Consider the following 25,844-nt stretch of genomic DNA (forward strand, 5'->3'; position numbering starts at 1 on the left):
ACCCGGACCAGCCGGGGGCGTTCCTGCCGAACGGGCAGGCCGCCAAGTCCGGGCTGAACAGGTCGATTCTCGACGCCGGGTGGGGGGTGTTCCTCAACGCACTGCGTGCCAAGGCTGAAAGCGCCGGGCGGGTCGTCGTCGAGGTCAACCCCCGCCACACCTCCCAGCGATGCGCCGAATGTGGCCATGTCGCCCCGGAGAACCGGCCCAGTCAGGCCACGTTCCGCTGTGTGGAGTGCGGCCACGCCGCGCACGCAGACGTGAACGCGGCGATCAACATACTCGGGGCGGGGCTCGCCCTTCAGGTGGCGCAAGCTTCCTGAGAAGCTGACGCCTTTAGGCGTCAGAGGAGTCACGAAGTACGCGACGTGGGCGAGGGCGGTGCGGACACCGAGGTCGGCGCCCGGCATCCCGGATGCGACCGCGACCAGCGCCGCGTACGCGATACCGGCGGCGGTACCGGCCTGCACGGCGCTGCTCTTGCCGGTCAGGGCCTGCCGGGCGTCGGCCCGGTCGGTGTCGGTGGGCCGCAGATTCTCGGGCACCCCGGCGAGGGTGAACAGCTCGGCGGGCGGCACGGGCGTGGCACCCAGCTTGANCAGGTCGGGGTGGCTGGTGAACAGCGACTCGGGGTTCATGCCGCCACCGCCGGGGCCAGCGCGACGGCCGGGGCGAGGGTGACGCGCAGGGTCGGAGCGCACGGCCGCATCGGCACCTCACCGAGCCCGGCACGGGCGTAGTCCGCGCGAATCTGCTCCAGGTCGGGGGTGGTCTTCGCCGAGGCGACCCGCTCGACCTGCCAGCGGCCGTAGACGCCGTCGGGGAGCCGGTCGAGCAGCCGGCGGGCCTTCCGCTTGCCACGGTCCCCGGAGCGGGCCGCCTCACCCGCGAGGTCGAACGCGACCGCCGCCGCGTCGATCACCTCCAGCGGGGGCAGCTCGTCGACGGCGAACAGCACCGGCGACGCGGCCGGCGTCGGCTGGGCCGCGACCGGGGCGGTGGGGACGACCGGAGCCAGCTCGACAGCCGCCGGGAGCTCGGCCGGGCCGAGGCGGTCCAGCAGGCGGACAGCGGCGGCGCAGAGGGCACGCCGGGCGGCGCCAGCGAAACGCTGCCCGAAGGGGCGGCGAGTGGGAACGTAGAACACGCGGGTCCTTCCTGGTGCTGACAGGTGTGATCCGTAGGCCCCGGCCGGAGGGTGAGAGCTCCGGGCGGGGCCGCTCAAGTGGCACGCTACTAGAGAAGTCGTCTAGCATGCAACCCACTTACTGACGACTCGGCTACTAGACTTGCCACCTATGACAAAGGATCTTCGGCTCATGGCCGCAGCGGAGATCGCGCAGGCTCTCGGCCTGGGCTCCGCGCGGATCTACCAGATCATGAAGTCCGATCCGACGTTCCCGGAACCAATCGCGACTTTGCGCGTCGGCAAGATCTGGCTCGCCACGGACATCGAGGAGTGGATGCGGCGAACAGGGCGCGCACCAGCGAGACCCGCAGCCGAATCCGGCTGATCCACGGCACTGCACGTGCCGGCTGACGACCACGGTCTCAGCGCACATGAAGCGGGCCGACCAGGAGTTCGCAGCTCCCGACCGGCCCTTGATCGACAACCCTTGCCTGAGAAGGGCCATCAACCCGTGTCCTATCATGCCCGCGGCAGCCTGCCCGAAGGCGGCCAGACCCCCGACGACTCGACTGCACTCGCCTGTTGGGGCGCCTTGTGAGCTGGGGATGGGTCGCTGCCGCCTTCGACCTGCTTCCCGGGGAACTGCCCCCCGCTGAGCGGACGGTCGTGCTCATCCTCGCTGAGGATGCCCGCCGCGGTTCGCGGCGCTCTTCACCCGGCCTGCCCAAGCTCCTCGCCCGCTCGGGACTCAAGAGCCGCTCTCAGCTTGCCGCGGTCCTCGGCAAGCTCGCCGATCGTGGGCTGATCCGCCAGATCGAGCGCGCCAGACGGGGCCACGTCGCTGTCTATGAGCTGCTGTTCGACGAGGCGCGGTTCGAGGAGACGGCCGAAATGGGTCCGGCTGGCCGGACGCAGGCAAGCCCAGACAGTCCCACAGGCGAGGTAATTGCGTCCGGTGGGGCGGACGCAGACCGCGAGGATCACGACGGACTTGGGTCCGGTGGACCGGACGCAGACACGGAAGTTACCGGCGAGTTGCGTCCGGTCGGCCGCCGAATTGCGTCCGGTGGACCGGACCCCTCCCTTGCAAGCTCCCTGGAACTACAAGCAGCAGCAGAGCCCACCGACGACGAACCCGATCCGCCCACGCTCGACGCTGAGGAGCCGACCGACGCCGTCGAGGCGGACCCGTACGCCGACCTCGCCGGCCGCTTGGTCGTTGGCGAGCGGCTCCCCGCCTCCTGGCGCCCGGACATCGCCGCCGCCCTCGCCCGCGGCTGCGCCCCCGCGCAGATCGTCGATGCCTACCGGGCGCCCCTGTCCGGACCGGTCCGCAGCCCGGCCGCAGTGCGCCGACGCCGCATCCGTGACCTCGAACCCGCCCCGGCCGCCGCCAGCTCGGCCGTGACGCCGACGCCACCGAACCTGCGGAACATGTGCCGGCTTCACACACAGCCCGCGCCCTGCCCGGTGTGCGCCGACCACGCGGCCGACGCCAGCGGGCGGTCCGGGCCCGTTCTGGGCGCGCCACGGGCCGCAACGGGCGCTGCGCTGGCCTGCACCCGGTCACCGGCCACCGCGGACGCCATTGCCGCGCTCCGTGTGCGGCTTCCTCGGGGCCGCCGATGACGATCCCGGTCTGTGAATCAGACTGCGGCGGCCCGGCGCGTCCAATCCTCGCGGCTGATCGCGTACACGCCCTTCTCCGCGCCGTGGAGATGCTCGGTTCGCGCGAGGTGCATGCCGAGCCGTTCGGCGAGGCGGACCGACGCGGCGTTCTCGGCGCGGACGACGGACACGACCTCGGGCAGGTCGGGATGGGTGTCGAACGCCCAGGTGATCGCAGCGCTCGCCGCCTCGGTTCCATAGCCTCGCCCCCACCAGGGCCGGCCGATGAACCAGACCGTTTCGATGCCGGGCCAGCCCGGTTCGGACCACAGGCCCGCGCGGCCGACGAGCGTCCCGGTCGCGCGTTCGACGACGGACCACGGGCCGACACCCTCCAGCTCCCAGCAGCCGATGTTGGCGGCGAGGTTGTGCCACATGCCGTGCCGGTCGGTCGGGCCGCCGATGTACCGGGCGAACTCCGGATCGGCCCAGATCCCGGCGTAGGCGTCGAGATCGGCGCGGGCGATGGGCCGCAGGGTCAGCCGCTCGGTGGTGAGGGTGGGGATGGTGGTCACGACGCGCCGGTTCCCGCCGGCAGGGCCCGGTATGCCTCGACGTACGCGGCGACTTCGGGGAGCTGCCGGTGGTCAGCGCTGAACGCGCGTCCGAGGCTGCGGAGTTTCCCGCTGACGGTGTGGGTGGGAGACGGACTGTCGGCCAGCACGGTGCTCGCGATGCGCGCGGCCTCCTCGGGCTCAGGCCGGGTGCCGCGCAGGTGCGCGAGCGCGAGGGTCAGCGTTGCGTGGTGGGACTCCTCGGCCGAGTAGTCGCCACCGCGGCGCTGGTAGCCGTCCACGGCCATGGTCGCCCACCGTCGGGCCTCGTCCATGTCGCCAAGCGCGAGCGCGGCGCCGGCGCGGAACATCGCCACGCCGGCCGGGCCTACCGGGGTCGACCCGGGCCGGGGTGCGAACGTGTCCGCGGTCATCTCCATACGGTCGAGCGCCTCCCGGGCCGCAGGGATATCCCCTAGGGCGGTGTGGGTGCGCGCCTCGTATGCGGCGATCCGCGCGGTCATGTACGGATCGGAGATGTGCGCGACGGCCTGGAGGTCCGCGAGCGCCGGGGCGTACCGCCGCCGCCAGTAGGCAATGCTCGACCGCAGCGCGGCCACGGACAGGATGAGGACCGGGTCGCCGACCTCCGCGGCGTAGCGGCCGGCGAGGCCGGCGAAACGGCGAGCGGAGCGCATGTCGTTGGTGTTGAACGCCAGGCGGCCCAGGAAATACGTGAACTGGCCGCCGAGCAGGGTGATCCGTGGCCGCGCCTCGGGGGCGACGGGGCCGCCGAGGATCGTGGTGATCTGCCGCCAGCGGGCGCCGACCTCAGGCAGGAGAGAAGCGTGGGGGGCAGAGCCATAGACACAGGCGATCTCGTCCGCGTCCTCCTCCAGCTCGTCGAGCGTCGCCGCGGTCACCGCCTCGTCCATGCGTGTCTGCGCGGCAGCGGCCAGGGCCGACAGGGCGGTCAGTTCCACGAACTCGCGCCGGTCCGTACTCGTCTCCTCTCCTGGCCCCCGGCTATCCACTGTGGGGCCGAGAGAGAGACGGTGTCCACGATCCAATCTGATCTCGTCGGCGGTGCGTTCCATCACCGCGTCCTGCCAGAGGGCGATCAGCCGGCCGGCGGCATGGAGCTCCCGGTCCAAGCCCTCGATCACGTGCGGTGATGGGAGGAGCTTCGGGCTCCCATGCTGTTCACCTCGGACGGCGGCAGAGATGACCATCCGGCTGACGCCGATCTGGCGGGCCAGCTCGGACCGGTTCGTCCCAGTCTGTTTGATCAGCCGCTCGACTTCAGCAACGAACGTCGCCCGTGCCGGCGCCGCGACAGCCGTCATCGTCTCCCCGTCCTGCGCTGACGCGAGAGAGATGCCTCTCGCGCATGCGAGTTTCTCGCAGTCTGTACCAGATCTGCGCCGGAGGGTGTCATATCCNCACCGGCGGATGTGCCAACTGCTGAGTGCGGGCTGGCGCGCCGAGCAGTCCCGTTCGCGGCGGTAACGCTGCGCCCCCGTGGGCAGAAGCCCACCTCACATCCCCATGGAGGAGCCTCGTGACCAACCCCGAGACCGGAACGATCATGATTGTTGACCTGCCGAGCCCGTACACCGCCGGCGAGCGCGCGGCGGTGATCATGGACATGATCCAGGNGCACCCGGAGTTCGACCGGCTGCGGTCGAGCACGCTGAAGTACCCGACGTGCTGGGCGACGTTCACCGGCTACCCGCTGATCGCCGAGTGGGACCTGGACGAAGACGGGCCGCACCTGTTCGTCGAGGGTCTGCGCACCATGGCGATGAAGGCGGCGGTCTACGAGCTCACCGGCGACGAGCGGGCGGCGGAACTGCTGGTCGCCGCGCCGGTGGACGAGATGGTGCACGCGCTGACCGCCCAGTTCACGATCCTCTCCCGGATCCAGGCCGATCTGCGGGTGACGTTCGTCCACTCGACCGACGCGGAGCGGTTCGACTACGACGTCGACGGCTACACCGACCAGATCTACCNGGCTGCCCGCTGGGGGGAGCTGCCCCGGCGCTACTGGCTCGGCAAGGCCGAGACCGCGCGCCGTCTCAACATCCTGTCCGAGCACTACGAGTCGATCGGGGTGCAGGCCGGCGGCCGGTCGCACTACTTCACCTTCGGCCGCTAGACCATCGCGGCGAGGGCGGCCCGCAGCGCGCCGACGACGACGTCCGCGGGGAAGCTGCGGGCCGCCTGCCGCTCCGCATCAGCGAGCACCGCATCCACCCGGCCCGGGCCGGCGTGGCGGACCAGCTCCGTCATCCACCCGGCCAACGCGCCGGCCTCGGCCGGCATCGGCCCCGCTGGGGCGGCCGGGGGCGTCCGCGCGGGCCACCCCTCNCCCCCGGAGGCGTACCGGCCCGGCCGCACCCCGATCTTGTCCGGGTGGATGCACACCGGCACNCCGCTGGCCGTGTCCCGCCGGTAGCCGGCCGTCGAGTCGTACCGGCAGCCGGGCTGCGGCCCGTCCACCACATCGAACCGCCCCGGGTCGTGGAGCTGTCCGGGGCAGACCGCGCACAGCGCGTCCTCATCCCAGGGATGATCCATGACCTCGCTACCGGACCCCACCCGCCTATCATCGCCACCGCTGCGCAGGTCCGTGCTCACCCGGCCCCGGCCGCCGGTCATCGAGCACGCTCTCGGGATCGCCCGCGAATGGTGCGCCGGGCACATCATCGACAGCGCCCCGGCGCTCGGCCATGCCGTCCGCGTCGCGGTCACCCTCGGCCGGCACCTGCCCGACGCGCCGGCCGACCTGGTGGCCGCGGTGCTGCTGCACGACGTGCCCGACTACCGCGGATCGGCCTTGGTCGACAACGCCATCGAGGACCGGTGCGGCACCCGCACCCTGACGATGGTGTGGCTGATGTACGGCGAGCACATGGCGATGGACCTGTACGCCACCGCGCCGACACGGGCGCTGCGGCGCCTCGACCGGCTGCCTGATCTGGTCATGGCCGCCCTCACCGCCGACAAGATCGTCAGTATGGGTTATGTCCTGCGCGGCGCCGAACGCAGCACCGACCCGACCCGCTACTGGGCGGCCCGACACCCGTTCCTACGCCTCGTGCCGTACCTACGTGCCTTCCACAGCGCGACCGCGCAGCGCATACCCGAAACCCTCGGCGCCGAGCTGGACCAGCTCGTCACAGGCGCAGAGAAGGTCGCCGCGGCCCACTGACCGCCTGCCCGCCCGGGAGGCCGTCCACCCCGACGGCGGCGGGCAGGCCCCACAACACAGGGAGAGATCATGTCCCGGCAGGCCACCGCGCCGGCCACCCCGGACGCCCCGACGATCCTGGTCGGCCGCTCGGGTGCCGAGGTCGTCATCCGCTACGACTACGCCGGCACCGGTGGCGACCTGCGGCTGCCGCTGGTGATCTGGGTTGGTCTGGCCAAGGTCACCACCGCCGGCCGTCTCGCCACGCTCGGCGAGGAATGGACGGCGTGGTCGTCATCCGGCGGCCGCTCGCGGCGGGACGGCGGCGAGGTGGTGCACGGCTACGGCTACCTCCACCAGCGGGAGGCCCGGCTCCCCGCGCCGGTGTGGCGGGCACTCTCCGCCGCGATCCACGCCGGCACGCTCGACCAGCTACCCGCGCTCGACGCTCAGGAACTCGCCGTCCGAGCCGTCGAGCAGATCCCGCTCATCACCGCCAGTGCCACCGGCGCCTGAGCCGGCCCATCGTCACCGGGGGGTTCCATGCGCACCATCGACATGATCCCAACCGTCCGGCTCGCGGCCGGGCTGGCCTGGGCGGACAACCGGGCCCGGCCCGGCGGCGGCTGGATCCGCCCGCAGACCCTCGCCGACCGGCTCCAGGCCCCTCGCGAGCAGGTAGCCGCCTGGATGGCCACCCTCACCACTGTGGGCATCATGGCCGAGCAGCGCACCGGCGCAGGGAGGGCCTACCGGTTCGCCCCCCGGCGGGACGTGCCACCGCTGGTGCGCCGTCCGGTGGACGCGGTCCGCCGCCGGGAGCTGTGGGCCGCGCTCACCGCCGCGCAGACCTCCGGGCCGGCGAGCACCGAACGGATCGCCCGCGTCCTGGACGCGGAGACAGGTCGGGTGGACCGGGAGGAGCTGGCACTGCGCCTCGCCACGCTCGCCGCCCGGCGCATTCTCGCCGTGGACGCGGGCTGCTGGCGGTACACCACCGCCGGTGCGGCGGCCTCGACCGCCGCACTCGCCCGGCCCCTCGACTCGGCCGACGGCTGGTCGGCGATCGCCGCCACCCGCCCGCCCGTTTTCGGGGCGGTGGACATGGACGACGTTGCCCACCGGCTCGGCCTGAGCATGCCGCGGCTCCGGATCTGGTGCCAGGAGCAGGAGGACGCCGGACTCCTGCGGCAGTTAGTCGGCGGCGGATGGGCGGTCACCGANATGGGCCGTACGCGCATCCCAGCCACACCCGTGGCAGCGGCGGCCTAACAAATACTTACCTTGGAGGTGCACATGCCCCACACCGAGATGCTGTGGCTGGAGATCACCGGACGCTGCCAGCTTGCCTGCTCCCACTGCTACGCCGAGTCCGGGCCGACTGCCGGCCACGGGACGATGACCGTCGACGACTGGCACAAGGTCATCGACGACGCGGCCGGGCTCGGCGTCCGCCAGGTAGCGATGATCGGCGGCGAACCGACGCTGCACCCGGCGCTGCCCGACCTGGTCGGCTACGCCCTCGCCGCCGGCCTGACCGTGGAGATCTTCAGCAACCTGGTGCGGGTGCCCGCCGAGCTGTGGCCGACGCTGATGCGCCTCGGGGTGCGGCTGGCCACCAGCTACTATGCGGCCAGCGCGGCTGACCACGACCGGGTCACCGGCCGCGCCGGTTCCCACGCCCTGACCCGGGCGAACCTCATCGAGGTGCTGCGCCGCTCCATCCCCCTGCGGGTCGGCATCGTCGGTGGCGGCGACGCCGCCGACCGGGCGCACTCGGATCTGCTCGGCCTCGGCGTGACGAACATCCGCCGGGACGTGGTCCGCGCGTTCGGCCGGGCGGCCGGCCACGACGGGGCCACGGCGGGCGGCTGCGGACACTGCGGGCTCGGCCGGGCCGCGGTCCTGCCGGACGGCAGGATCACGCCGTGCGTGATGAGCCGCGGCCTCGACGGCGGTAACGTCCGGGACACCCCGCTGGCCGGTCTGCTGGCCGGGAAGCAGTGGCAGGCCGCGGTGGAATCGGTCCCGCGGTCCCGGATGGGCCCGTGCGATCCGGACAGCGACCATGAGAGATGTGGGCCGGTGCATCCCGAGCCGGACCCGAACTGATGGCCGAGCCGTGGCGGGCGCACGCCCGCACCCTGGCCGACGAGATCAGCCATCCCGGATCCCGCTGGTATCCGGTCGTCGCCGACATCCCACGGCACGAGTTCGTGCCCGCGTGGTGGGTGCGAACCGAGAACGGGTGGGACCTGCGCCGCGGCCCGATCGCCGATGTCTACGCCGCCCACCGGTCGCTCGTCACGAGAGTCGGCAAGAACCACGCCGATCACGCCGCCGAGGGCGACAGGCCGATGGGCATGCCGACGTCGTCGGCCACGATGCCTGCGCTGGCCCTGCGCATGTACCAGCACGCCCAACTGGCCGAGGGCCTGAACATCCTGGACGTCGGCACCGGCTCCGGGTANGGGGCGGCGCTNCTCGCCCGCCGTTACGACGACCAGCGCATCACCACGATCGACGTCGACCCGTACCTGGTCGCCGCCGCCGCGGACCGCCTCGCCGCCCTCGACCTGCACCCCACCGCCCTGACCGTGGATGCCACCGGTCCGCTGCCCGGCCAGTACGACCGGATCGTCTCCATGGTCTCGGTCCCGTCCATCCCGACGAGCTGGCTGGACGCACTACGCCCGGGGGGGCGGCTGGTCGCCACGATCACCGGCACCTACATGGTCATCACCGTGACGAGCACCCCACGCGGCCGCGTGGGCATGGTCGAGTTCACGCCGGCCGCGTTCATGCGCACCCGCACCGGTGATGACTACCCGCCGAACGCGGTCGACAGCGACCGGCTTGACGAGGCCGACGGCGAGGAGGTGACCACCGGCCGATACCCGGTCGTGGACGTCGCCGAGGCGTGGGAGCTGTCGGCCATGATCGCCCTGGCCGTGCCGGGGGTACGGCACGGCTACCGCAGGGAGGCCGACGGCCGGCACACGGCGATCATGGCCCATTCGGACGGGTCGTGGGCGCGGGCTACCGCGGTCGGCGCCGATCTGCCGACGGTTCACCAGGGCGGGCCGCGCCGACTCTGGGACATTCTCGACGACGTCCGCGACGACTGGCTCCGCCTCGGATACGCCCCGCACCTCGGCGCCAACGCCCGGATCGCCGACGACGGCAGCATCCGGCTCTCCCACGGAGCCTGGACGGCAACCGTGCGCGCCGAATAGGGCGAGAACCTGCTACCAAGTTGCGGCCCAGTGCTCCGGCCTTCAGGCCGGGGGTGAAGGGCCGCGCGGGAAGGCCGCCTCGCGGCCTGAGCGTGCCCTAAACCGGGCGGGTCTGCTCTTCGATGTACCGGCGGAGCACCTCCAGCGGCGCGCCACCGACCGACCCGGCGAAGTACGACCCGGACCAGAGCCGGTTCGCCCGCCAGTAGTGCCGGGCCAGCTCGGGGAACTCCTGGCGCATCCGGCGCGACGACACGCCCTTGAGGCTGTTCACCAGCTTCGACAGGGCGACCTTGGGTGGGAAGTTGACCAGCAGGTGGACATGGTCATGTTCGCCGTTGAACTCGACGAGTTCGGTCTCGAAGTCGACGCACACCGCCCGCATGATCTCTTCCAGTCGGGTGAGGTGCTGATCGTCAAACACCCGATGCCGATACTTCGTGACGAAAACCAAGTGGGCGTGCAGGGCGAAAACGCAGTGCCTGCCAGTGCGAACGTTGAGATCGGTGGCCATAAACCAAGGGTAAACTGGGGGTGTGCAGCTTCGGTACAGCTTCCGGCTCCACCCGACGGCGGGTCAGCGTGCGTCGCTGGCACAGGCGTTCGGGTGCGCCCGGGTCGTGTACAACGACGGCCTGCGCGCCCGGGAGGATGCGCGGGCGGCGGGGCTGCCGTTCCCGAAGACGGGGGACCTGTCGAAGCTGCTGATCACCGAGGCGAAGAAGAGCCCGGAACGGGCTTGGCTCGCAGAGGTGTCCGCGGTGGTGTTGCAGCAGTCGCTGCGCGACCTCGATACGGCCTATCGGAACTTCTTCGACGGGCTGGCCGGGAAACGGCCCCGGATGGGCGCGCCGCGGTTCAAGTCCAAGCGGGACNCCCGCCAGTCGGTCAGGTTCACCGCCAACGCCCGCTGGTCGGTCACCACGGGCGGGAAGCTGCGCCTACCGAAGATCGGCGATGTTCCGGTCCGCTGGTCGCGCAGGTTGCCGTCGGCACCGTCGTCGGTGACGGTGATCCGGGACAGCGCAGGCCGGTACTTCGCGAGCTTCGTCGTCGAGGCGGGACAGGTGGACAGCCCGGCGGAGACGACCACCGAGGNCGGTATCGACCTGGGACTCGGCCACTTCGCGGTCCTCTCCGACGGGAGGAAAATCGACTCCCCGCGGTTCCTGCGCCGCACGGAGAAACGTCTCCGCCGGGTGCAACGCGACCTGTCCCGGAAGAAGAAGGGCTCGAAGAACAGGGCCAAGGCTCGGTTGAAGGTCGCCCGGGAGCATGCGCGGGTCGCCGACGCGCGCCGCGAGTTCCATCACCAGCTCTCCACCCGGCTGATCCGCGAGAATCAAGCGGTCGCCGTCGAGGACTTGGCGGTCAACGGGCTCGCGCGCACGCGGTTGGCGAAGTCGGTGCACGACGCCGGCTGGTCGGCGTTCGTCGCCATGCTGGAGTACAAGGCCGCCCGGTACGGCCGGACGTTCGTCCGGATCGGACGGTTCGAGCCGACGTCGCAGGTCTGTTCGGCCTGCGGGGTGAAGGACGGCCCGAAACCGCTGGCGGTCCGGGAGTGGACGTGCCAGGCGTGCGGGTCGGTGTTGGACAGGGATGTGAACGCGGCGGTCAACGTCGCGAAGGCGGCCGGACTGGCCGTGTCTGCCCGTGGAGCGCAGGTAAGACCGGCATCCGTGCCGGCACCGCGCGACGAAGCGGGAACCCACCCGAAGCTCACCCCCACCGGGGCGTAGCAGACGGGAATCTCCGCCCTTCAGGGCGGAGAGGAAGTCAACGTCCCAGACCCGGCCGTCCGGGCCCACGAGGATCGGGACGTGCATGCAGTGCCGGGCGATCCAGCCGAGCCGCTCGCGGTCGCGTGTGACGAGGTCTGCGATCTCGTCGGCCCAGGTCCATGGCCGGTCGTGTGACCCGGGTCGCCAGCGGGCCATGATCTCGTAGGCGGTGAGGGTCTCGGGCGCGGGTGTGGGTTGGGGTCGGCGGCGCGGCCGGAACAGGGCGATCACGCCGTCGCTCCGCTGCGGCATCCGTAGGGCGAGCATCCGTCCGGGTCGCCTTCCTCGTCGAGGGTGTCGAAGATGGTGGGCTGGTAGAGCGCGATCCACTCGGCGCGGGTCAGCTTGTCGATCGGCGCCTGATCGAGCGGCATCCGGGAGCGGTCGAGGTGCTCGTACACGGCCCGCGGCTCCCAGCCGGTGTCGGCGAAGATCGCCGCATCCGGTCGCGGTAGCGCGGCCTCGACGGCGAGGAGCGCGAGCGTGGTGCTCTGGATGCCAGCGCCGAGGGACAGGACGCGGATGGTGGGCTCGCTCATCCGGCCACCTCCGGGGGGTTGCAGCGGCGGGTGGTGCCCTCGGTGGCGCTCACCGGGCACCACCCTCAGCGGCGTGCGGGCACAACCACCCGTGCCGCCGCTCGTAAGAAGCCCCCGCAGGCTGATAAGCGTGACACCGCAGCTCCGGGCACTTCCACGCCGGACCCTCCACCGGCGCGCTGTCCGGGCCGAACGGCTGCCGGTAGATGTGCCACCAGTCCATGTCGTCTGGGTCGGTCACCGTCATGTCGCCGTCGACGACCTCAGCGCCCTCGATCAGCTCATGGTCCTCCTGGAGATCCGCGGTCGCGTACTCGTCTTCGACCCACACCAGGTAGCGAATGGTGGTCTCCGCGATGACCGGCCGGCGGCGGGTCCCGTCGTCATCGTCACCGAGGCCGTCGAGGAGCTGCTCAAGCTCCCAGTCGCCGTCGCGGAGGATTACCCGCTCGGCGGCGGTGGAGGCGCTCACCGGGCGCCCCTTCTGCGTGTGCCTGAGGGGTGCCCGAGGCGGCGCGGGCGAGACGACCGGGGCACGTTACTGCACTGGTCAGACCATAGATGCTGGCGCGCATAACAGATCCTGGTCTGGGAGATGCACAGCTCGCTGGGGAAGTGACTCCTCCGCCGGCTAAAGCCGGCGGCTTCTCAAGCCGCCTGAGCGTCAGCTTGAAGGGCAAGCCCTGCCCTGAGAATGTTGATCGCCGCGTTCTCGTCGGCGTGCGCCGAGTGCCCGCACCTCACGCAGCGGAACTCGGCCTGCGAGGGACGGTTCTCCTTCGCGACGTGCCCGCACTCGGCGCACCGCTGGGAGGTGTGGCGGGCGTTCACCTCAACAACCGTCCNCCCGGCGCTTTCAGCCTTGGCACGCAGCACACCAATCCAGCCATCAGGACATCACCCACCGTCGCCCATCAGGCCACACGCAGACCCCAGCCAGCACCACCGGCACCGATCAACAACGGGACTTCCGAATACTTACGTCCCGGGAGCGGAGGTGGTGCGACAGCTCACCGTGCAGCGGGTGGAAAATCTTCTCAAGGAGACCACAGTCGAGCCCGAGGACAACTTCCTGGACCTGGAGGGCCTCTCCCANCGCNAACACNCCGCACCGCCGCTCGGGACGCTCCCGCCGCGCTCCGTTTCCGCTCACGGCTGGTAAGTGCCCGACCTATTTTCGGTGAACATCGCTCCCCGCGACGGGCAGCATGCCCAGTATGTTGCGACCCACCCGCAGCTCCGATCGAGTCAGCCACGAGCGCGAGGCTGTGCACAGCGTTCTGGACGAGGCACTCGTCTGCCACGTCGGCCTGGTCGTACACGGGCAGCCGCATGTCCTGCCCACGATGCACGTCCGCGCCGACGATCTTGTGTACGTGCACGCCTCCAGCGCGGCAAGGCTGGCCATTCTGGCGAGATCCGCGCCGATCCGGATGTGTATGACCGTATCGCTTCTCGACGGCGTTGTCCTGGCTCGTTCCGCTTTCCATCATTCACTGAACTATCGTTCGGTGGTGATCCACGCCGATGCCCGTCTGGTCCGGGACGACGAGGAGAAGACGCGGGCGCTGGCCATGCTGGTGGATCGCGTCGGGGCCGGGCGTTCGGACCAGTGCCGCCACGATCACGACCCCGCCAGCCGGAGATTGGCGAACGTCTTCACCAAGGAGGAACTCATCCACCTCGCTGCCATGAGCCCCCGCCGGACGGGATCGTCGCCCACGATTCCCTCCCACCACAGTCGAGCGACTCACCGTGGGGAGGGTCCCACCAACCCTGCGGAACATGCGTTCGAGGCCGGCCGTGGTTCGATCATTTCGATCCTTATCTGGCATCGTTCCTGGTCAGTTGCCGCGTCCCGACCGGGCGGACGGTGATTTCAGGGCCTTCGACCAAGACCGATCGGTTCTTCTGCTGCCGTGTCAGGTCCACCCTTTTTCTGATCATGATCTTGGCCTGGGTGAATACGGTTCGCGATCTGTCGCTTGAGATCCAGCACTGTGGAACGGTGCTGGTCACGGCCTCGCGAGTTGGTTCGAGTCCCGGCTGGACGACCATGTTGCGATCACGCGAACGGCGTCCGATCAGCCGAGGTGTTGAGCGGTGGCTACTTNGGAGGACAGCCACGGTAGCCGCGGGCAGCTGCTGGGGCCACGGCAAGAGTGTGCAGGGCACCCTGTTCGCCGACGGCCCGGGCAGCGACGAAGGGAACGGTCACGTCCAGTTGCCGTCCAGCATGCCGATGGCACCGGCCGGGAGTCGCCGTTCACGTCAGGCGGCAGGACCATGCTCTTCGCCCTGAACCACTTCATGTCGGTGGTCTCCTTGGCGGACCTCCCCGATTCGGCGGTGATCATGGTTGACGCGTCCCGCGCACGGCTGTTCGGCAACCTCGACGAGTTGGCGGCAACCTCGACGAGTTGGCGGCTACCTCAACGAGTTGGCGGCTACCTCGCGGCTGGTGGTGCACCGCCCGGCCGGCAGCAGGCACCCCCGGGTGCCGGAGGCCGTGTACCCCATCGACTATGGCTACCTGGAGGGCGCCGTGGCCGCGGACGGTGACGGTGACGGCGTGGGCGTCTTCCGCGGCAGTGCTGTCGGTGCTGGCGTGGTGGGATTCTTCGTGACGGCGGATCCGGGCACGTGTGACGTGGAGGTCAAGGTTTTGATCGACTGCACCGGCGGCGAGATCGACCGGGTGCGGGGCTGCTCGACGACGTCCTGGGTATCGGGGGCCTGCTCGTGCGGCTGACGTCGACCATGAGGTTTCCTGCCTGTCTGGCTCGCTCCGTCCGTCACGCGGGGTTGATGCCGTACCACTGCGACTGGGCGAAGATCTCCTCCGTTGACGGCACCGGCGCGTCCGGGCCGGGCATGTCAAGGCCGGGCGCGGGGTCGCCGATGGCGACGACCAGGTCCGCGAACGAGGCGGGCGCGTTGATCAGCAGGGTGCGGGCAGGCTGGTCGGCGTTGACGAAGCGGTGCGGGACCCCCCGCGGCAGGAAGAGCAGCGAGCCGGGCCCGGCCTCCCACGCGTCGTCGCCGCAGTGCACCTCCAGGTGCCCGTCGATCAGGAAGAACACCTCGTCGGAGTCGCGGTGCACGTGTGGCGGGGGCGCGTAGCCGGGCGGAACGCGGNGGNCGACGATGTCGAGGTTGCCGGTGGTGACCGAGCCCATCACCTTGGTCAGGCTGAGGGTGCCGAGCCAGTGATAGGGGTTGCCCTCATCCGGGCCAAGGACGTAGCCGCGCGTCGCGGGCTGCGTCGCCGGCTGCGTCGCCGGGCTGGCGGTGTGCGGGGTGAAGCTCATCGTTCCTCCTCGGTCGTTCAGATCCGGTCGTTGAACAGGGTGATGGCCGCGGCGAGCCGCTCGGGCTCTTCCTCGGGCAGGAAATGCCCGGCGCCGTCGAGGATGGACGTGCTAAGGCGCGAGGCCACCGGCGGCAGCATCCGGCCGACCTGCTGGCCCAGGCCCCGTTCGCCGCCCACGGCGAGGACGGGGACGGGGGTCGGGTGTACGAGCAGCGGCTCGGTTTGCGCGATGCTGGCGAACGCGGCGCGGTAGACGCCCATGGAGCCGAGTACCCCGGCCGGCCCGGAGAAGGTGCGCAGGTATTCGGCCACCGTGGCCTCGTCGAACGCACGGGGCGCTCCCGCCGGGCCGTCGTAGAACCAGCGCAGGAAGGCTTCCTCACGCCCCACGATCAGTGCCTGCGGCACTCCCGGGGCCAGCGGCAAGATCCACCACCACATGGACCCTGTGGTCATGGTGCCCGGGGCGTAGGCCAGGACGTCCCGCAACGGGCCGCCGAGCATGGTGGGCGCCTCGGCGTAGACCAGGCCTCGGGTCTCTTCTGGGTGGCTGGCGGCCCACAGCAGGGCCGGGGGCGCCCCCATGTCGTGCCCGACGTGCAGGATGGGCCGGCCGGCGCCGAACCCGCTGCGGGCGGTCAGGGCGCGGACCTGCTCGGCCAGCGCGCGTGCGCTGTAGGGATCGGTGCCGCCCGGCTTGTCGCTGTCGCCGTAGCCGAGCATGTCGATGACGAGGACGCGCATTCCGGCGTCGGCCAGGGCGGGGGCGACCCCGCGCCAGGCGTAGCCGGTGGCGAGGAAGCCATGCCACAGCAGCACCGGGGTCCCGTCGTCTGGGCCGCCGGTCCAGTAGTGCAGGCGGTGGCCGCCGACCCGGGCGTATTCCGATCGCAAGCCGCGGATCGGCGGCGCCGGGTCGGCCGGGGCCCCCAGGCTCGGCGTGCTTGTCGGTTCCTGAACCACTGCTCCTCCTCTCGCGTTACTGAGTTCCTGTACGCCTCCGAGCGTACTACAAGGTCTTGTGAAATCAAGATGCTGTAATATCAACGTGTGATTACTACAAGGTGCTTGGGCTATAGTGACGCCATGGCAGGTCAGGCAGGTCAGGCAGGTCAGGCAGGTCAGGCAGGTCAGGCAGGTCAGGCAGGTCAGGCAGGTCAGGCAGGTCAGGCAGGTCAGGCAGGTCAGGAGGACCGTTGGGAGCACTGGCTCGTGCACTTGCTGTGGGCCGTCTCGATCCGCACGTCGCTGCTGGGAGAAGCCGCGCTCGGGGACAGTCCGCTCTCGCTGGCCAGCCTGGGAATGCTGGAGAATCTCAACGCGCGCCCGGGCCTCACCATCGCCGAGCTCAGCCGGCGCGCACCACAGACCCAGCAGGCGCTGAGCCAGATCGCCGCGCGGCTGGAAAAGCTCGGCTGCATCGAGCGCAAGCTGGTTCCCGGCAGCCGCGGCATCGGCCTGTACCTCACTGACGCGGGCGCCCGCGCCCGCGTCAGTGCCCACGAGACGGTTGAGGCATTCGAGGCGCATATTGCCGACGCCCTGGGCACCGACCGGTATCAGCGTCTGATCGAGTCGCTCGCGGCGGCGCAGCCGATCATCCGGGCGCTGAAGCCTGAGCCCGCCGCAGCCGTCGAGGCAACCTAGCCATCCCACGGCTCCAACTGTTAAGCGGCGATCTTGTCCGGACCGTTCCCGGCGGCGGTACGGCGGATCATCTACCCGACGAACCCGCACACAGAGAACCTGACAGCACCCGCGCCGCTATGACGACCTGGCGCGCGTGGCGGTGGTCGCCGCGGCCNCCGCCNCCCCGCCCGGGCCCGCCGTCACCTGGACTCATGCGGCGATCGCCGCCCAGGTCGCGGGCACCGTCTTCGCCCCGATATCCGCCTCTCAGGTCGGCAGGATCCTGGCCGGCCTGGATCTCAAGCCGCACAAGGTGACCGGATGGCTCACCCGCCACCGTGCCGACGGGGGCGGATCGCCAGTGCCGAGGTGGTGAACAATTGGCAGCATGGGCGACCAGCGAGATCCCGGCAGGCGGGAGCGACCTCGGCCAGACCGGGCGACCACCGGGGAGGCCGATCCACCGAACCCGGTCGAGCCACCGCCTCCGGCCGGACGGGCACATCCCGTCGCACCACCGCCTCCGGCGGATCCGCCGCGTCCCCTCGATCTCAACGCCGACCTCGGCGAGGGTTTCGGGGTCTGGCGCCTCACCGAGGACGAGGCCCTACTCGACCTGGTCACCAGCGCCAACATCGCCTGCGGGTTCCATGCCGGCGACCCCGCGACGATGCGGCGGACGTGCGAGCAGGCGGTCCGCTGCGGAGTCCGCATCGGCGCCCAGGTCAGCTACCGCGACCTCGCCGGCTTCGGTCGTCGCCGCATCGACATGGACCCCGACGATCTACGTGACGACGTCCTCTATCAGCTCGGCGCGCTGGACGCCTTCGCCCGGACGGCCGGCGACCGGGTTCGCTACGTCAAGCCGCACGGCGCCCTCTACAACGCCATCGTCACCGACGAGGAGCAGGCGCAGGCCGTCGTCGAGGCCATCCGCTGCTACGACGCGACGCTGCCGGTCCTGGGCCTGCCCGGATCGGCGTGGTTGCGGCGCGCGAGCGAGGCCGGCCTGACCGCGGTCGGCGAGGCGTTCGCCGACCGCGACTACACGGCCGCGGGCACTCTGGTCTCCCGGCGCACGGCCGGCGCCGTCCTGCACGATCCCGACGTCATCGTCGCGCGCGGCGTGCGGATGGCGATCAAGGGCGTGGTCGTCAGCCAGCAGGGCACACCGGTGGACGTCGGCGCCCGCTCTCTCTGCGTGCACGGGGACACGCCGGGCGCGGTCGAGATGGTCAGACGGCTGCGCCAAGCCCTGTTCGACGCGGGTGTCCCCCTGATCCCGTTCAGCTGAGAGGATCGCGATGCGCATCCTGCCCTGCGGTGACGAGGCACTGCTCGTCGAGGTGGCCGGCCTGACCGAGGCCGAGGCCCTCTACGCGCGGCTGCGGCGGATCGCCCCGGTCGGGATCATCCAACTGGTTCCCGCGGCGCGGACGGTGCTGGTCGCGTTCGATCCCGCGGCGACCGACGCCAGACGCCTGAGCGCCGCCCTGCTGCGCGCCGCCGGGGCTCAGCCCGGCACGTCCGGCCCCACGCCCTCCTCCGGCCCCACGCCCTCCTCCGGTCCCGCGCCGCAGGCCGGTCCCGATCCCTCGTCCGGCCCCGCGCCGCAGGCCGGTCCCCCGCTCGACCGGGACGTCGTGACGATACCGGTGCGCTACGACGGTCCCGATCTGGCCGAGGTCGCCCGGCTCAGCGGACTGACTCCGGCGCAGGTCGTGGACCGGCACGTACGTGGCCGGCACCGGGTCGCGTTCTGTGGCTTCGCTCCCGGCTTCGCCTACATCGCGGGCCTCGACCCGGCGCTGCGCGTGCCACGCCGGGACAGCCCGCGCACCCGGGTCCCCGCGGGCGCGGTCGCCATCGCCGACGAGTTCAGCGGTGTCTACCCGCGGACCTCGCCCGGCGGATGGCGGCTGATTGGCCATACCGACCTGCGGGTCTTCGATCCCGACCGGGAGCCGCCCGCCGTGCTGGCCCCGGGCACGCGGGTGCGGTTCATCGCCGACGCCGACGCCATTGCTGACGCCGCCCGGTCGATGTCGTGATCGAAATGTCATGATCGGGATTTCATGATCGAAATCGTCGCGCCAGGTCCGTTCGCCACGGTCCAGGATCTCGGCCGGCCCGGGCTCGCGCACCTGGGCATCACCCGGTCCGGCGCGGCCGACCGTCGCAGTCTGCTGCTGGCGAACCGGCTCGTCGGCAACGTCGCGACCGCGGCGGCGGTCGAGCTCACCTACGGCGGCCTCACCGCACGGTTCACGGATCCGGCGCTGATCGCGCTGACCGGCGCGCCGTGCCCGCTGGAACTCGCCGGTCGCCAGATCAGCATGTACTCCCCGGTGGACGTGCCCGCCGGCGCGCTGTTGCGGATCGGGGCACCCGACCGGGGCCTGCGCACCTACCTCGGAATTCGCGGGGGGATCGGTGTCCCCCCGGTGCTCGGCTCACGATCGAGTGACACCCTCTCCGGGATCGGTCCGCAACCGCTGAGCACCGGTCGGCGGCTGCCGCGGGCGGCCGACAGCGCGGACCCGCCAACCGTCGACCTCGCCCCGCTCGCCCAGTACCCGGACGAACCGACCCTGCGGGTCCTCGCCGGCCCCCGCGACGACTGGTTCACCGCGGACGCGCTGCCCACGCTGTTCTCCGCGTCCTATGAGGTGACGGCCCAGAGCGACCGGGTCGGCGTACGGCTCGTCGGGCCGGCGCCGCGCCGCCGGATCACCGCGGAGCTGCCCTCGGAGGCCGTCGTCACCGGGGGGNTCCAGATCCCCCCGGACGGGCGGCCGGTCCTCTTCCTCGTCGACCATCCGGTCACCGGGGGTTATCCCATGCTGGGCGTCGTCGCGTCCGAGGATCTGCACCTGGCCGCGCAATGCCGGCCCGGCCAGCGCATCCGGTTCCGGCCCTACCACAGCTGGACCACACGATGACAGGCGAGGAGCGCCACACGCGGAATTAGTTATCTTTGCTCGTATTGCTCCCGGGGGGGAGACCCGAGGAGGCCTTATGGGTTCGGTTCGGCTGGGTTCGCTTCGGTTCACGACCGTCATCGCCGCCGCGTCCGTGGCCGCCCTCGCAGCGGCGCTCACCACGGCCTGCCNGGCNTTTCCCGCCGGCAGGGCAGCGTCGGCGACGCCGTCTACGGGAGCCCGGGCCGACCAGGAGATCACGATCGCCGCGNCNCCCGTCCCGCCGCACCCGTCCGGGGCGGCGCGCACGGAGCTCACCGCAGGGTCGTTCGCCCAGCCGACCACGCACCCGACCGCGGAGCCGGTCGCGGAGCCGGCGAGGACATCGTCGACGGCGTCGTCCGGCCTGTCCACGGCCACGGCCACGACCACGACCCCGCTACCGTCGCGGACCGACGAACCGTCCGCGGGCCTGCCGGACGCTACCCGCCTGCCGGTTCCGGTGCAGGCACCCCTCGTCGCACCGGACACGAGCGTCGCACCGGACACGAGCGTCGCACCGGGCACGAGCGTCGCGCTGGGCACGAGCACGTCCGCGCCGGCTCCGAGGCGGACGCCGCCCGTCGCCCCGCCCCGGACCGGCACCGAGGCCGCCGAGGTGGTCCGGTTGACCAACATCGAGCGGGCCCGAGCGGGCTGCGGCGCGCTGACGGTCGACGCCCGGCTGGCAGCCGCGGCGCAGGCGCACAGCACCGACATGGCGGCGAACGGCTACTTCGGCTACACCGGTAGGGACGGTCGCGGCCTCGACAAGCGGCTGGCCGCCCGCGGATACACCGCCGATCTCGTCGGGGAGAACATCGCCGCCGGATCGCTCACCGCGGCTCGGACCGTGCAGATGTGGATGGACAGCGCCGATCGGCGGGCGACCATCCTCACCTGTGCCTTCACCGCCATCGGCGTGGGCTACGCCACCNGCGGCGCGTACGGCACCTACTGGACGCAGGACTTCGCCGGCGCCGACCCACGAAACCACTCCGGGCCGAGGCACCCGGCCGGCCCTGAGACGCACGGCCGGCCCTGAGACGCACGGCCGGCCCTGAGACGCACGGCCGGCCCTGAGACGCACGGCCGGCCCTGAGACGCACGGCCCACCCTGAGACGCACGCTTCCCCTGTTCCTCCCCGATGGATCCTTCCGTCAGCGGTGGCTGCGGCGCCGATGACGGCCGAACGCGCCCGTGCGTTCCTCGGCCCCCTCGGCCGGGGCCCCCTCGGCCGGGGCCCCCTCGGCCGGGGCCGGGGCACTGAGGCGGTCGCTGGGATAGACCTCCGACTCCGCCAGGGGGCCCGGACGCATGGCCGCCTGCTCCCGCAGTTCCCGCTGACGGCGCGCCGCGGCCACGTCGCGCACCCCCCGCACGCTCAGCCGACCCCACGCGGTCGAACCGAGAAAGAGGATCACGGCGCCGAGGCCGTAGAAGAAACTGATCCAGACGAGCGCCTGCCGGGCGGACCCACCGACCGGCCGGCCGAGCGCGCCGAGGTCCCAGGGTCCCGCCAGCGTCGGGCCGACGACGAACCAGGCGCCGGCGACGATCGCGAGCCACGCACCCAGCGCGGCGGTGCCGCGGGTGGAGCTCATCAGCAGCAGGAACCCACCGACGAATGTGGCGGCACCCGGCAGCACCTCCAACCAGAAGCGGGCCGACGTCCAGGTCCAGGCGCTGTTCGGGGTGAAGGCGAAGTCGAAGTACGGCCCGACGAACGGAATCAGCGCCCCCCACACGCCCAGGAGCATCAGCAGCAGACCACTGACCACACCCCGGCTGCGGGGAATATGCCAGGCGCCCAACCAGGGGGAGTCGATGTCGGCGACGTGGGTCATCGGGAGCTCCTTCCGTGGCCAACGCCAGGAACGTGCCCCGCCCGGTGCCGATGAACCCTCNCCGACGGCGANCCCCGANCCACGAAACACCAGGTCACCATCACCGCCGGTCGCGGCCCGGGACGCGGCCGCGCCGCGGTCAGCGAGCGCACGATCCGCGGCGTGCCCGGTCGGGCCCAGTCCCGGGGGTCCACGTCCCAGCCGATCGCGGTCATGCCGAGGTTCGCGGCCGCGGCGAGCACGGCCGGCGACCAGTCACCACCCGGCGCGCGGAAGAGCCGGGGCGGTTTCCCACCCGCGTCGACGATGACCGACTGGGCGCGGACCATCTCGGCCCGGATCTGCGCCGGTGTGCGATGACTGAACGGCTGGGGATGGGTCATCGCGTGGTTACAGACGGAGTGCCCTTCGGCGATGATGCGGCCCACCAGGTCCCGGTGCGCGTGTGCCTGGGCCCCGACCAGGCAGAACGTTGCCTGGACCCGGTTGCGGCGCAAGACGTCGAGCATCCGCGGCGTCCACACCGGATGCGGACCGTCGTCGATCGTCAGGGCGACCGCGGCCGACAAGCACCCGCGCGAAGGAACGAGACGGTCGGGCTTCGGATCAAGCACGTCAGGCCCTACCACGTCAGGCCACGTCGGAGTCGTGCTGTGGATCGGGCGCACTCTTTCGACACGCATGATGTCGAGGCCACGATGCCGACAATCCGGACGAATCGTCGTCTGTTAACATAAATATGCCACACAGTCCACCGATATCCGACGATCATTAGGCAACAATCGACGCCCGCCGTGCAGGAGGACCGCTCATGGCATGGCCAGCCGCTCCGGCGGGAACCATCCCGGGCACGTCCGTCGCCGGGGCATCCACCACGGAGGCCACCCCGAACCCGGCGCCCCCGGTCTCGCCCGCCCACGTCCCGGCCGCCGCGTCCCCGGTCGGCCAGCGGGTGCGGGTACCCAAGACCGCGGAACTCGTCGCCAGCCAGCTGCGGCGGCGGATCATCCGCGGCGAGCTCAGCGAGGGTGACGCCCTACCGCCCGAACCCACGCTGATGGCGCAGTTCGGAGTCTCGCGCCCCACCCTGCGCGAGGCGTTCCGGGTGCTGGAGGCGGAAGCGCTGATCTTCGTGCGGCGCGGGGCCCACGGCGGCGCGCGGGTCCACACCCCGAGCCCCGAGGTTGCCGCGCGCTACGCCGGTCTCGTCCTCGAACACCGCGGCGCCACCCTGGGCGACGTCCACCAGGCCTGTGCCGTCATCGAGCCGCCGTGCGCGGCGCTGCTCGCCGAACGGCGTGATCCCGCCGACGTCGCCCGGCTGCGCCAGCTCCTCCACGAGGGTGACGAGGCCGCCGACCATCCCGTCGCGCTCGCCTCGGCCCAGGCCGCCTTTCACCTGGCCGTGGTGGAGCTGACCGGAAACAAGTCACTGACCGTGATCACCGGGATGCTCCTGCATCTCGTGGAGCTCACAAACAGCCACGGCGGTCACCCCGGTGCCGACAACCGTCCGGAGGAGACCAGCCTTGCCGCGGTCGCCGCCGATGACCGATCGTCCGCCCGTGCGACCCGCCGGATCCACGCCACGCTCATCGACCTCATCGAGGCCGGCGACACGCAGGGCGCCGCCGATCTCTGGCACCGGCACCTCGCCGCCCCCGACCACGCGATCCCCGGCGGTCCGGCCGACCGGTGCGTGCTGGACCTGCTCGGCTGAATCGAACTGTAGAGGGTTGGGCACGCTCTGGAGACCGTCAACCTTCTACATTTTCGACGGATCGACGGATCGGTGGGCGGCGGGCCACACCGTCCACTGGGTCACCGGCCTCGCCGGGCGCCATCCGGTGAAGCCACCGATCGGGGCCGCCCGACTCACTGACAACCGGACCAGATCACCGCCCAGGCGGGCATGCCAGGAGACGAGGAGCGCCTCGGATTCGAGGGTGACGGCGTTGGCGACGAGCCGGCCACGTCCGCCCAGCGCCGCCCAGCAGGCGTCGAGCAGCCCGGGGGTCGTGAGGCCGCCCCCGATGAAGACCGCATCCGGCGCCGGCAGCCCGGCCNGGGCCTCGGGCGCCCGGCCGGGCACGATCCGCAGCGCCGGCACGCCGAGAGCCGTGGCATTGCGCCGGATCCGGTCGGCGCGCTCCGCCCGCGGCTCGATCGCGATCGCGCGACAGGTGCCATGGGTGCGCATCCACTCGATCGCGATGCTGCCCGAGCCCGATCCGACGTCCCACAGCAGTTCGCCCGGGACCGGTCCGAGCCGGGCCAGGGTCACCGCCCGGATCTCCCGCCTGGTGATCTGACCGTCGTGCTCGAACGCGTCATCAGGCAAGCCCGGCGTCCGCGAGCGGTGCGGGGCGGACGGCGTGGGCACCGGCTCGACGGCGACGACGTTGAGGTCCGCCGGCTCGCGCAACGGCACCTGCGGCACGACCGACCCTTGCGACACAGCTGACCCCGGCGGCACGGCCGAGGCGGCCCCGCCCGGGTGCTCCACGGCGGCCGGTGCCCGAACCCAGGCCCGGGCACCGGCCTCGACCCAGGCGGAGGCGGGGGCGCTCTGGTACGCCTCGTCCNGCCCCCCGAGCCGGTCGAGAACCGTCAGCAGGCTCTCGCCGTACCCGCGCCCGACGAGCAAGGTGGCGAACTCGACGGGCGTGGCCCGGTCGGAGCTGAGGACGAGCAGCCGTCGACGCGGCGCCAGTGCGGCCTGCACCTGCGCGAGGGGACGTCCGACCGCGCTCACCACGTCGACGTCGTCCACGGCCCACCCGAGCCGCGCGCAGGCCAGGGAGAGCGACGAAGGATGGGGCAGGACCCGCACCCGGTGCGCTCCCAGCAGCCGGACCAGAGTGGTGCCGATCCCGAAGAACATCGGATCACCACTCGCGAGAACACAGAGCTCACCCTGCCCCGCCTGAGCGCCGGTGCCGGCGTGCCCGGCCAGCAGGCGGGGCAGGGCCGGCAGCAGCGGGGACGGCCACGACACCCGCCGGCCTCCAACGGGCTGGCCGTCGATCCTTTCGGGCACGAGGGCAAGCTGGCGATCGGCGCCGAACAGCACGGCGGCCCCGCGCACCACCTCACGTGCCGTCGGCGCCAGCCCCGCCCAGCCGTCGGCCCCGATACCTACCACGGTGACGCGCACAGCGGAGGGGATGGAGTCGGCGAAGCTGGAGTCGGCGGAACTCACCGGCCCGGGGGACCCGGATCCGGTGACGTCACCGGATCCGGGCGCGGTCGCCGACGTGGCGGCAGTGTCGGTCGCCGACGTGGCGGCAGTGTCGGACACAACAGGCGAGCGTAGCGCGTCGGCCAGGAGGATCAAGAATAGCTGTGCGCCTCGTCCGGACAGGCCTGGTCGGCGACCTCCGCCACCTGCCCCGCGACCGCGTCCCACCACCGAGCCGCGGCAGCGGTCCGCGGGTATATCAGCCGCCGCCGGGCACGGCGGCCGCCGGCGGCCANGGGATGGAAAATCACCGCCGTATCGGGTAGCAATTCCTGGTGAAATGCGATCCCCGACACGTTGCACGCCGGCTCCGCGATCGGTGTGGCCTTCGAAGTCCTGATCACCTACGAACCCAGGAACAGGAAGAGCAGACATCTGTACGCCAAGGTACCAGGAGCGCTCCGGGACCTGCGCATAGGATGGCCGGGTAAATTCTCACATGGCCCGATCGCGCCAGGACGTTTGAAGCCCAAACGCAGCGTCGGGCACCATGGCGTTCATGCTTGTTCACACGTGACCGACGACACGCACCCCGGCCGGCATGGTCGTACCCTGAGGAGATGGGGGCGTCACACTCTCTACGGAGAGCGGACGGCTCCGCGCTCCGACTCCTCGCCGGTTGCCTGAGCCATGCCCTTCCGCGTCCAGAGGAGATATTCCAAGTCGTTCTCGGCCCCGGCTTTCCGGGACTTTGTCCCACTCCGTACCGAGCGCTGACGGCTGGCCCTGGCTTTGGTCCGTGGCGGCCTTCTTCGTTGTCCGTCGACCCGTGGCCGAAACGAACGAAGGCGAACGCCCGGCGACGGACGC

At 71.5% G+C, this 25,844-nt stretch carries 28 protein-coding genes and 2 pseudogenes; 17 read left to right on the forward strand and 13 right to left on the reverse strand.

From position 1 onward, the window contains the following. Positions 1 to 323: zinc ribbon domain-containing protein (locus ALLO2_RS24365; protein ID WP_157493350.1), on the forward strand; the 323-nt coding region annotated here is incomplete at its 5' end. 311 nt (positions 324 to 634) lie between these two features. On the opposite strand, the gene ALLO2_RS23305 is transcribed toward ALLO2_RS24365, so the two are convergent. Further along, positions 635 to 1,147 carry a hypothetical protein gene (locus tag ALLO2_RS23305; RefSeq protein ID WP_023840835.1) on the reverse strand — a complete coding sequence of 171 codons (513 nt, stop codon included), beginning with the start codon at positions 1,145 to 1,147 and terminating at the stop codon, positions 635 to 637. A 172-nt stretch (positions 1,148 to 1,319) separates the two neighbouring features. Between ALLO2_RS23305 and ALLO2_RS11635 the strand changes: the two genes are divergently transcribed. Together ALLO2_RS11635 and ALLO2_RS23310 are read left to right on the forward strand one after the other, a co-directional pair. Beyond that, complete coding sequence (locus tag ALLO2_RS11635; protein WP_023840834.1) at positions 1,320 to 1,514, forward strand: AlpA family phage regulatory protein; 195 nt, start codon at positions 1,320 to 1,322, stop codon at positions 1,512 to 1,514. A 197-nt stretch (positions 1,515 to 1,711) separates the two neighbouring features. Beyond that, positions 1,712 to 2,758: a hypothetical protein gene (locus ALLO2_RS23310; RefSeq protein WP_139139986.1), complete on the forward strand. Its 1,047-nt coding sequence runs from the start codon at positions 1,712 to 1,714 to the stop codon at positions 2,756 to 2,758. 17 nt (positions 2,759 to 2,775) lie between these two features. On the opposite strand, the gene ALLO2_RS11645 is transcribed toward ALLO2_RS23310, so the two are convergent. Continuing rightward, on the reverse strand, positions 2,776 to 3,312 hold the full coding sequence (locus ALLO2_RS11645) for a GNAT family N-acetyltransferase (protein ID WP_023840832.1): 537 nt from the start codon (positions 3,310 to 3,312) through the stop codon (positions 2,776 to 2,778). Continuing rightward, positions 3,309 to 4,637 (reverse strand): hypothetical protein, encoded by a 1,329-nt coding sequence (locus ALLO2_RS11650; protein WP_023840831.1) that lies wholly within the window; start codon positions 4,635 to 4,637, stop codon positions 3,309 to 3,311. The genes ALLO2_RS11645 and ALLO2_RS11650 overlap by 4 nt, the downstream gene beginning before the upstream one ends. A 242-nt stretch (positions 4,638 to 4,879) precedes the next feature. On the opposite strand from ALLO2_RS11650, the gene ALLO2_RS11655 reads away from it, so the two are divergent. Further along, positions 4,880 to 5,449: a hypothetical protein gene (locus ALLO2_RS11655; RefSeq protein WP_035732119.1), complete on the forward strand. Its 570-nt coding sequence runs from the start codon at positions 4,880 to 4,882 to the stop codon at positions 5,447 to 5,449. Here the strand turns inward: ALLO2_RS11655 and ALLO2_RS11660 are convergent. Further along, positions 5,446 to 5,892, reverse strand: a complete 447-nt coding sequence (locus ALLO2_RS11660) for a hypothetical protein (protein WP_232235046.1) — start codon at positions 5,890 to 5,892, stop codon at positions 5,446 to 5,448. The two genes, ALLO2_RS11655 and ALLO2_RS11660, sit on opposite strands and share 4 nt — an antisense overlap. On the opposite strand from ALLO2_RS11660, the gene ALLO2_RS11665 reads away from it, so the two are divergent. From ALLO2_RS11665 to ALLO2_RS11685, 4 genes are all read left to right on the forward strand, one after another. Then, positions 5,870 to 6,505, forward strand: coding sequence for a hypothetical protein (locus tag ALLO2_RS11665; RefSeq protein WP_051868806.1), 636 nt, complete (start codon positions 5,870 to 5,872; stop codon positions 6,503 to 6,505). The two genes, ALLO2_RS11660 and ALLO2_RS11665, sit on opposite strands and share 23 nt — an antisense overlap. A gap of 69 nt (positions 6,506 to 6,574) precedes the next feature. Further along, positions 6,575 to 7,000, forward strand: coding sequence for a hypothetical protein (locus ALLO2_RS11670; RefSeq protein WP_023840827.1), 426 nt, complete (start codon positions 6,575 to 6,577; stop codon positions 6,998 to 7,000). 780 nt (positions 7,001 to 7,780) lie between these two features. Further along, positions 7,781 to 8,596: a radical SAM protein gene (locus ALLO2_RS11680; RefSeq protein WP_023840825.1), complete on the forward strand. Its 816-nt coding sequence runs from the start codon at positions 7,781 to 7,783 to the stop codon at positions 8,594 to 8,596. After that, positions 8,596 to 9,720 carry a methyltransferase domain-containing protein gene (locus ALLO2_RS11685; protein ID WP_035732128.1) on the forward strand — a complete coding sequence of 375 codons (1,125 nt, stop codon included), beginning with the start codon at positions 8,596 to 8,598 and terminating at the stop codon, positions 9,718 to 9,720. Before ALLO2_RS11680 ends, ALLO2_RS11685 begins: the two co-directional genes overlap by 1 nt. 97 nt (positions 9,721 to 9,817) lie before the next feature. Here the strand turns inward: ALLO2_RS11685 and tnpA are convergent, their stop codons facing one another. Next, positions 9,818 to 10,234, reverse strand: a complete 417-nt coding sequence (gene tnpA / locus ALLO2_RS11690) for an IS200/IS605 family transposase (protein WP_023840823.1) — start codon at positions 10,232 to 10,234, stop codon at positions 9,818 to 9,820. A gap of 22 nt (positions 10,235 to 10,256) precedes the next feature. Here tnpA and ALLO2_RS11695 point away from each other — a divergent pair, with 22 nt between their 5' ends. Further along, positions 10,257 to 11,462 carry an RNA-guided endonuclease TnpB family protein gene (locus tag ALLO2_RS11695; RefSeq protein ID WP_035731995.1) on the forward strand — a complete coding sequence of 402 codons (1,206 nt, stop codon included), beginning with the start codon at positions 10,257 to 10,259 and terminating at the stop codon, positions 11,460 to 11,462. Between the two features lie 392 nt (positions 11,463 to 11,854). Here the strand turns inward: ALLO2_RS11695 and ALLO2_RS28225 are convergent. The 3 genes and pseudogenes from ALLO2_RS28225 to ALLO2_RS11710 form a co-directional block, all read right to left on the reverse strand. Continuing rightward, positions 11,855 to 12,043: pseudogene (locus tag ALLO2_RS28225) on the reverse strand (hypothetical protein); the annotation flags it as partial. Positions 12,044 to 12,092: 49 nt separating this feature from the next. Continuing rightward, the gene (locus tag ALLO2_RS11705) at positions 12,093 to 12,515 is read right to left on the reverse strand and encodes a hypothetical protein (protein WP_023840820.1); all 423 of its coding nucleotides are present in this window, start codon (positions 12,513 to 12,515) and stop codon (positions 12,093 to 12,095) included. 176 nt (positions 12,516 to 12,691) lie between these two features. Beyond that, positions 12,692 to 12,922, reverse strand: a pseudogene (locus ALLO2_RS11710) (zinc ribbon domain-containing protein); the annotation flags it as partial. Positions 12,923 to 13,260: 338 nt separating this feature from the next. Between ALLO2_RS11710 and ALLO2_RS11715 the strand changes: the two are divergent. Then, on the forward strand, positions 13,261 to 13,920 hold the full coding sequence (locus tag ALLO2_RS11715) for a pyridoxamine 5'-phosphate oxidase family protein (RefSeq protein ID WP_051569472.1): 660 nt from the start codon (positions 13,261 to 13,263) through the stop codon (positions 13,918 to 13,920). A gap of 563 nt (positions 13,921 to 14,483) precedes the next feature. Further along, entirely contained in the window at positions 14,484 to 14,795 is a 312-nt protein-coding gene (locus ALLO2_RS11720) for a hypothetical protein (RefSeq protein ID WP_051868805.1), read from the forward strand. A gap of 43 nt (positions 14,796 to 14,838) precedes the next feature. On the opposite strand, the gene ALLO2_RS23315 is transcribed toward ALLO2_RS11720, so the two are convergent. Both ALLO2_RS23315 and ALLO2_RS11730 read right to left on the reverse strand, forming a co-directional pair. Beyond that, positions 14,839 to 15,354, reverse strand: coding sequence for a cupin domain-containing protein (locus ALLO2_RS23315; RefSeq protein WP_051875109.1), 516 nt, complete (start codon positions 15,352 to 15,354; stop codon positions 14,839 to 14,841). 17 nt (positions 15,355 to 15,371) lie between these two features. Next, positions 15,372 to 16,319, reverse strand: a complete 948-nt coding sequence (locus tag ALLO2_RS11730; RefSeq protein ID WP_023840815.1) for an alpha/beta fold hydrolase — start codon at positions 16,317 to 16,319, stop codon at positions 15,372 to 15,374. A gap of 123 nt (positions 16,320 to 16,442) precedes the next feature. Here ALLO2_RS11730 and ALLO2_RS23320 point away from each other — a divergent pair, with 123 nt between their 5' ends. The 5 genes from ALLO2_RS23320 (at position 16,443) to ALLO2_RS11760 (ending at position 20,990) form a co-directional block, all read left to right on the forward strand. Continuing rightward, a complete protein-coding gene (locus ALLO2_RS23320; protein ID WP_084588404.1) occupies positions 16,443 to 17,003 on the forward strand; it encodes a MarR family winged helix-turn-helix transcriptional regulator in 561 nt (186 codons plus the stop codon). A gap of 370 nt (positions 17,004 to 17,373) precedes the next feature. After that, on the forward strand, positions 17,374 to 18,279 hold the full coding sequence (locus tag ALLO2_RS11745; protein ID WP_011437358.1) for a LamB/YcsF family protein: 906 nt from the start codon (positions 17,374 to 17,376) through the stop codon (positions 18,277 to 18,279). Between the two features lie 10 nt (positions 18,280 to 18,289). Then, positions 18,290 to 19,036 carry an allophanate hydrolase subunit 1 gene (locus ALLO2_RS11750; RefSeq protein WP_011437359.1) on the forward strand — a complete coding sequence of 249 codons (747 nt, stop codon included), beginning with the start codon at positions 18,290 to 18,292 and terminating at the stop codon, positions 19,034 to 19,036. 24 nt (positions 19,037 to 19,060) lie between these two features. Then, positions 19,061 to 19,927 carry a biotin-dependent carboxyltransferase family protein gene (locus ALLO2_RS11755; RefSeq protein ID WP_035732005.1) on the forward strand — a complete coding sequence of 289 codons (867 nt, stop codon included), beginning with the start codon at positions 19,061 to 19,063 and terminating at the stop codon, positions 19,925 to 19,927. Between the two features lie 76 nt (positions 19,928 to 20,003). Next, positions 20,004 to 20,990, forward strand: a complete 987-nt coding sequence (locus tag ALLO2_RS11760) for a CAP domain-containing protein (protein WP_051875113.1) — start codon at positions 20,004 to 20,006, stop codon at positions 20,988 to 20,990. Between the two features lie 116 nt (positions 20,991 to 21,106). Here ALLO2_RS11760 and ALLO2_RS11765 read toward each other — a convergent pair whose 3' ends face one another. Both ALLO2_RS11765 and ALLO2_RS24375 read right to left on the reverse strand, forming a co-directional pair. Next, positions 21,107 to 21,793 (reverse strand): hypothetical protein, encoded by a 687-nt coding sequence (locus ALLO2_RS11765; RefSeq protein ID WP_011437362.1) that lies wholly within the window; start codon positions 21,791 to 21,793, stop codon positions 21,107 to 21,109. After that, complete coding sequence (locus ALLO2_RS24375; protein WP_084588405.1) at positions 21,790 to 22,476, reverse strand: polysaccharide deacetylase family protein; 687 nt, start codon at positions 22,474 to 22,476, stop codon at positions 21,790 to 21,792. The genes ALLO2_RS11765 and ALLO2_RS24375 overlap by 4 nt, the downstream gene beginning before the upstream one ends. A 128-nt stretch (positions 22,477 to 22,604) precedes the next feature. On the opposite strand from ALLO2_RS24375, the gene ALLO2_RS11775 reads away from it, so the two are divergent. Further along, the gene (locus ALLO2_RS11775; RefSeq protein ID WP_011437364.1) at positions 22,605 to 23,513 is read left to right on the forward strand and encodes a FadR/GntR family transcriptional regulator; all 909 of its coding nucleotides are present in this window, start codon (positions 22,605 to 22,607) and stop codon (positions 23,511 to 23,513) included. Between the two features lie 45 nt (positions 23,514 to 23,558). Here the strand turns inward: ALLO2_RS11775 and ALLO2_RS11780 are convergent, their stop codons facing one another. Beyond that, positions 23,559 to 24,995, reverse strand: coding sequence for a bifunctional cobalt-precorrin-7 (C(5))-methyltransferase/cobalt-precorrin-6B (C(15))-methyltransferase (locus tag ALLO2_RS11780; RefSeq protein ID WP_051875126.1), 1,437 nt, complete (start codon positions 24,993 to 24,995; stop codon positions 23,559 to 23,561). Between the last annotated feature and the right edge of the window lie 849 nt (positions 24,996 to 25,844).

This window comes from Frankia sp. Allo2, assembly GCF_000733325.1.
GTDB lineage: Bacteria > Actinomycetota > Actinomycetes > Frankiales > Frankiaceae > Frankia > Frankia casuarinae.

Bases quoted from the DNA above. Each gene is read 5' to 3' on its own strand.
- ALLO2_RS11680 (WP_023840825.1), top strand. From the start codon at position 7,781: ATGCCCCACACCGAGATGCTGTGGCTGGAGATCACCGGACGCTGCCAG.
- ALLO2_RS11715 (WP_051569472.1), top strand. From the start codon at position 13,261: ATGTTGCGACCCACCCGCAGCTCCGATCGAGTCAGCCACGAGCGCGAG.
- ALLO2_RS11750 (WP_011437359.1), top strand. From the start codon at position 18,290: ATGCGCATCCTGCCCTGCGGTGACGAGGCACTGCTCGTCGAGGTGGCC.
- ALLO2_RS11665 (WP_051868806.1), top strand. From the start codon at position 5,870: ATGACCTCGCTACCGGACCCCACCCGCCTATCATCGCCACCGCTGCGC.
- ALLO2_RS11765 (WP_011437362.1), bottom strand. From the start codon at position 21,793: ATGACCCACGTCGCCGACATCGACTCCCCCTGGTTGGGCGCCTGGCAT.
- ALLO2_RS11745 (WP_011437358.1), top strand. From the start codon at position 17,374: ATGGGCGACCAGCGAGATCCCGGCAGGCGGGAGCGACCTCGGCCAGAC.
- ALLO2_RS11635 (WP_023840834.1), top strand. From the start codon at position 1,320: ATGGCCGCAGCGGAGATCGCGCAGGCTCTCGGCCTGGGCTCCGCGCGG.
- ALLO2_RS23320 (WP_084588404.1), top strand. From the start codon at position 16,443: ATGGCAGGTCAGGCAGGTCAGGCAGGTCAGGCAGGTCAGGCAGGTCAG.
- ALLO2_RS11670 (WP_023840827.1), top strand. From the start codon at position 6,575: ATGTCCCGGCAGGCCACCGCGCCGGCCACCCCGGACGCCCCGACGATC.
- ALLO2_RS11650 (WP_023840831.1), bottom strand. From the start codon at position 4,637: ATGACGGCTGTCGCGGCGCCGGCACGGGCGACGTTCGTTGCTGAAGTC.
- tnpA (WP_023840823.1), bottom strand. From the start codon at position 10,234: ATGGCCACCGATCTCAACGTTCGCACTGGCAGGCACTGCGTTTTCGCC.
- ALLO2_RS11775 (WP_011437364.1), top strand. From the start codon at position 22,605: ATGGCATGGCCAGCCGCTCCGGCGGGAACCATCCCGGGCACGTCCGTC.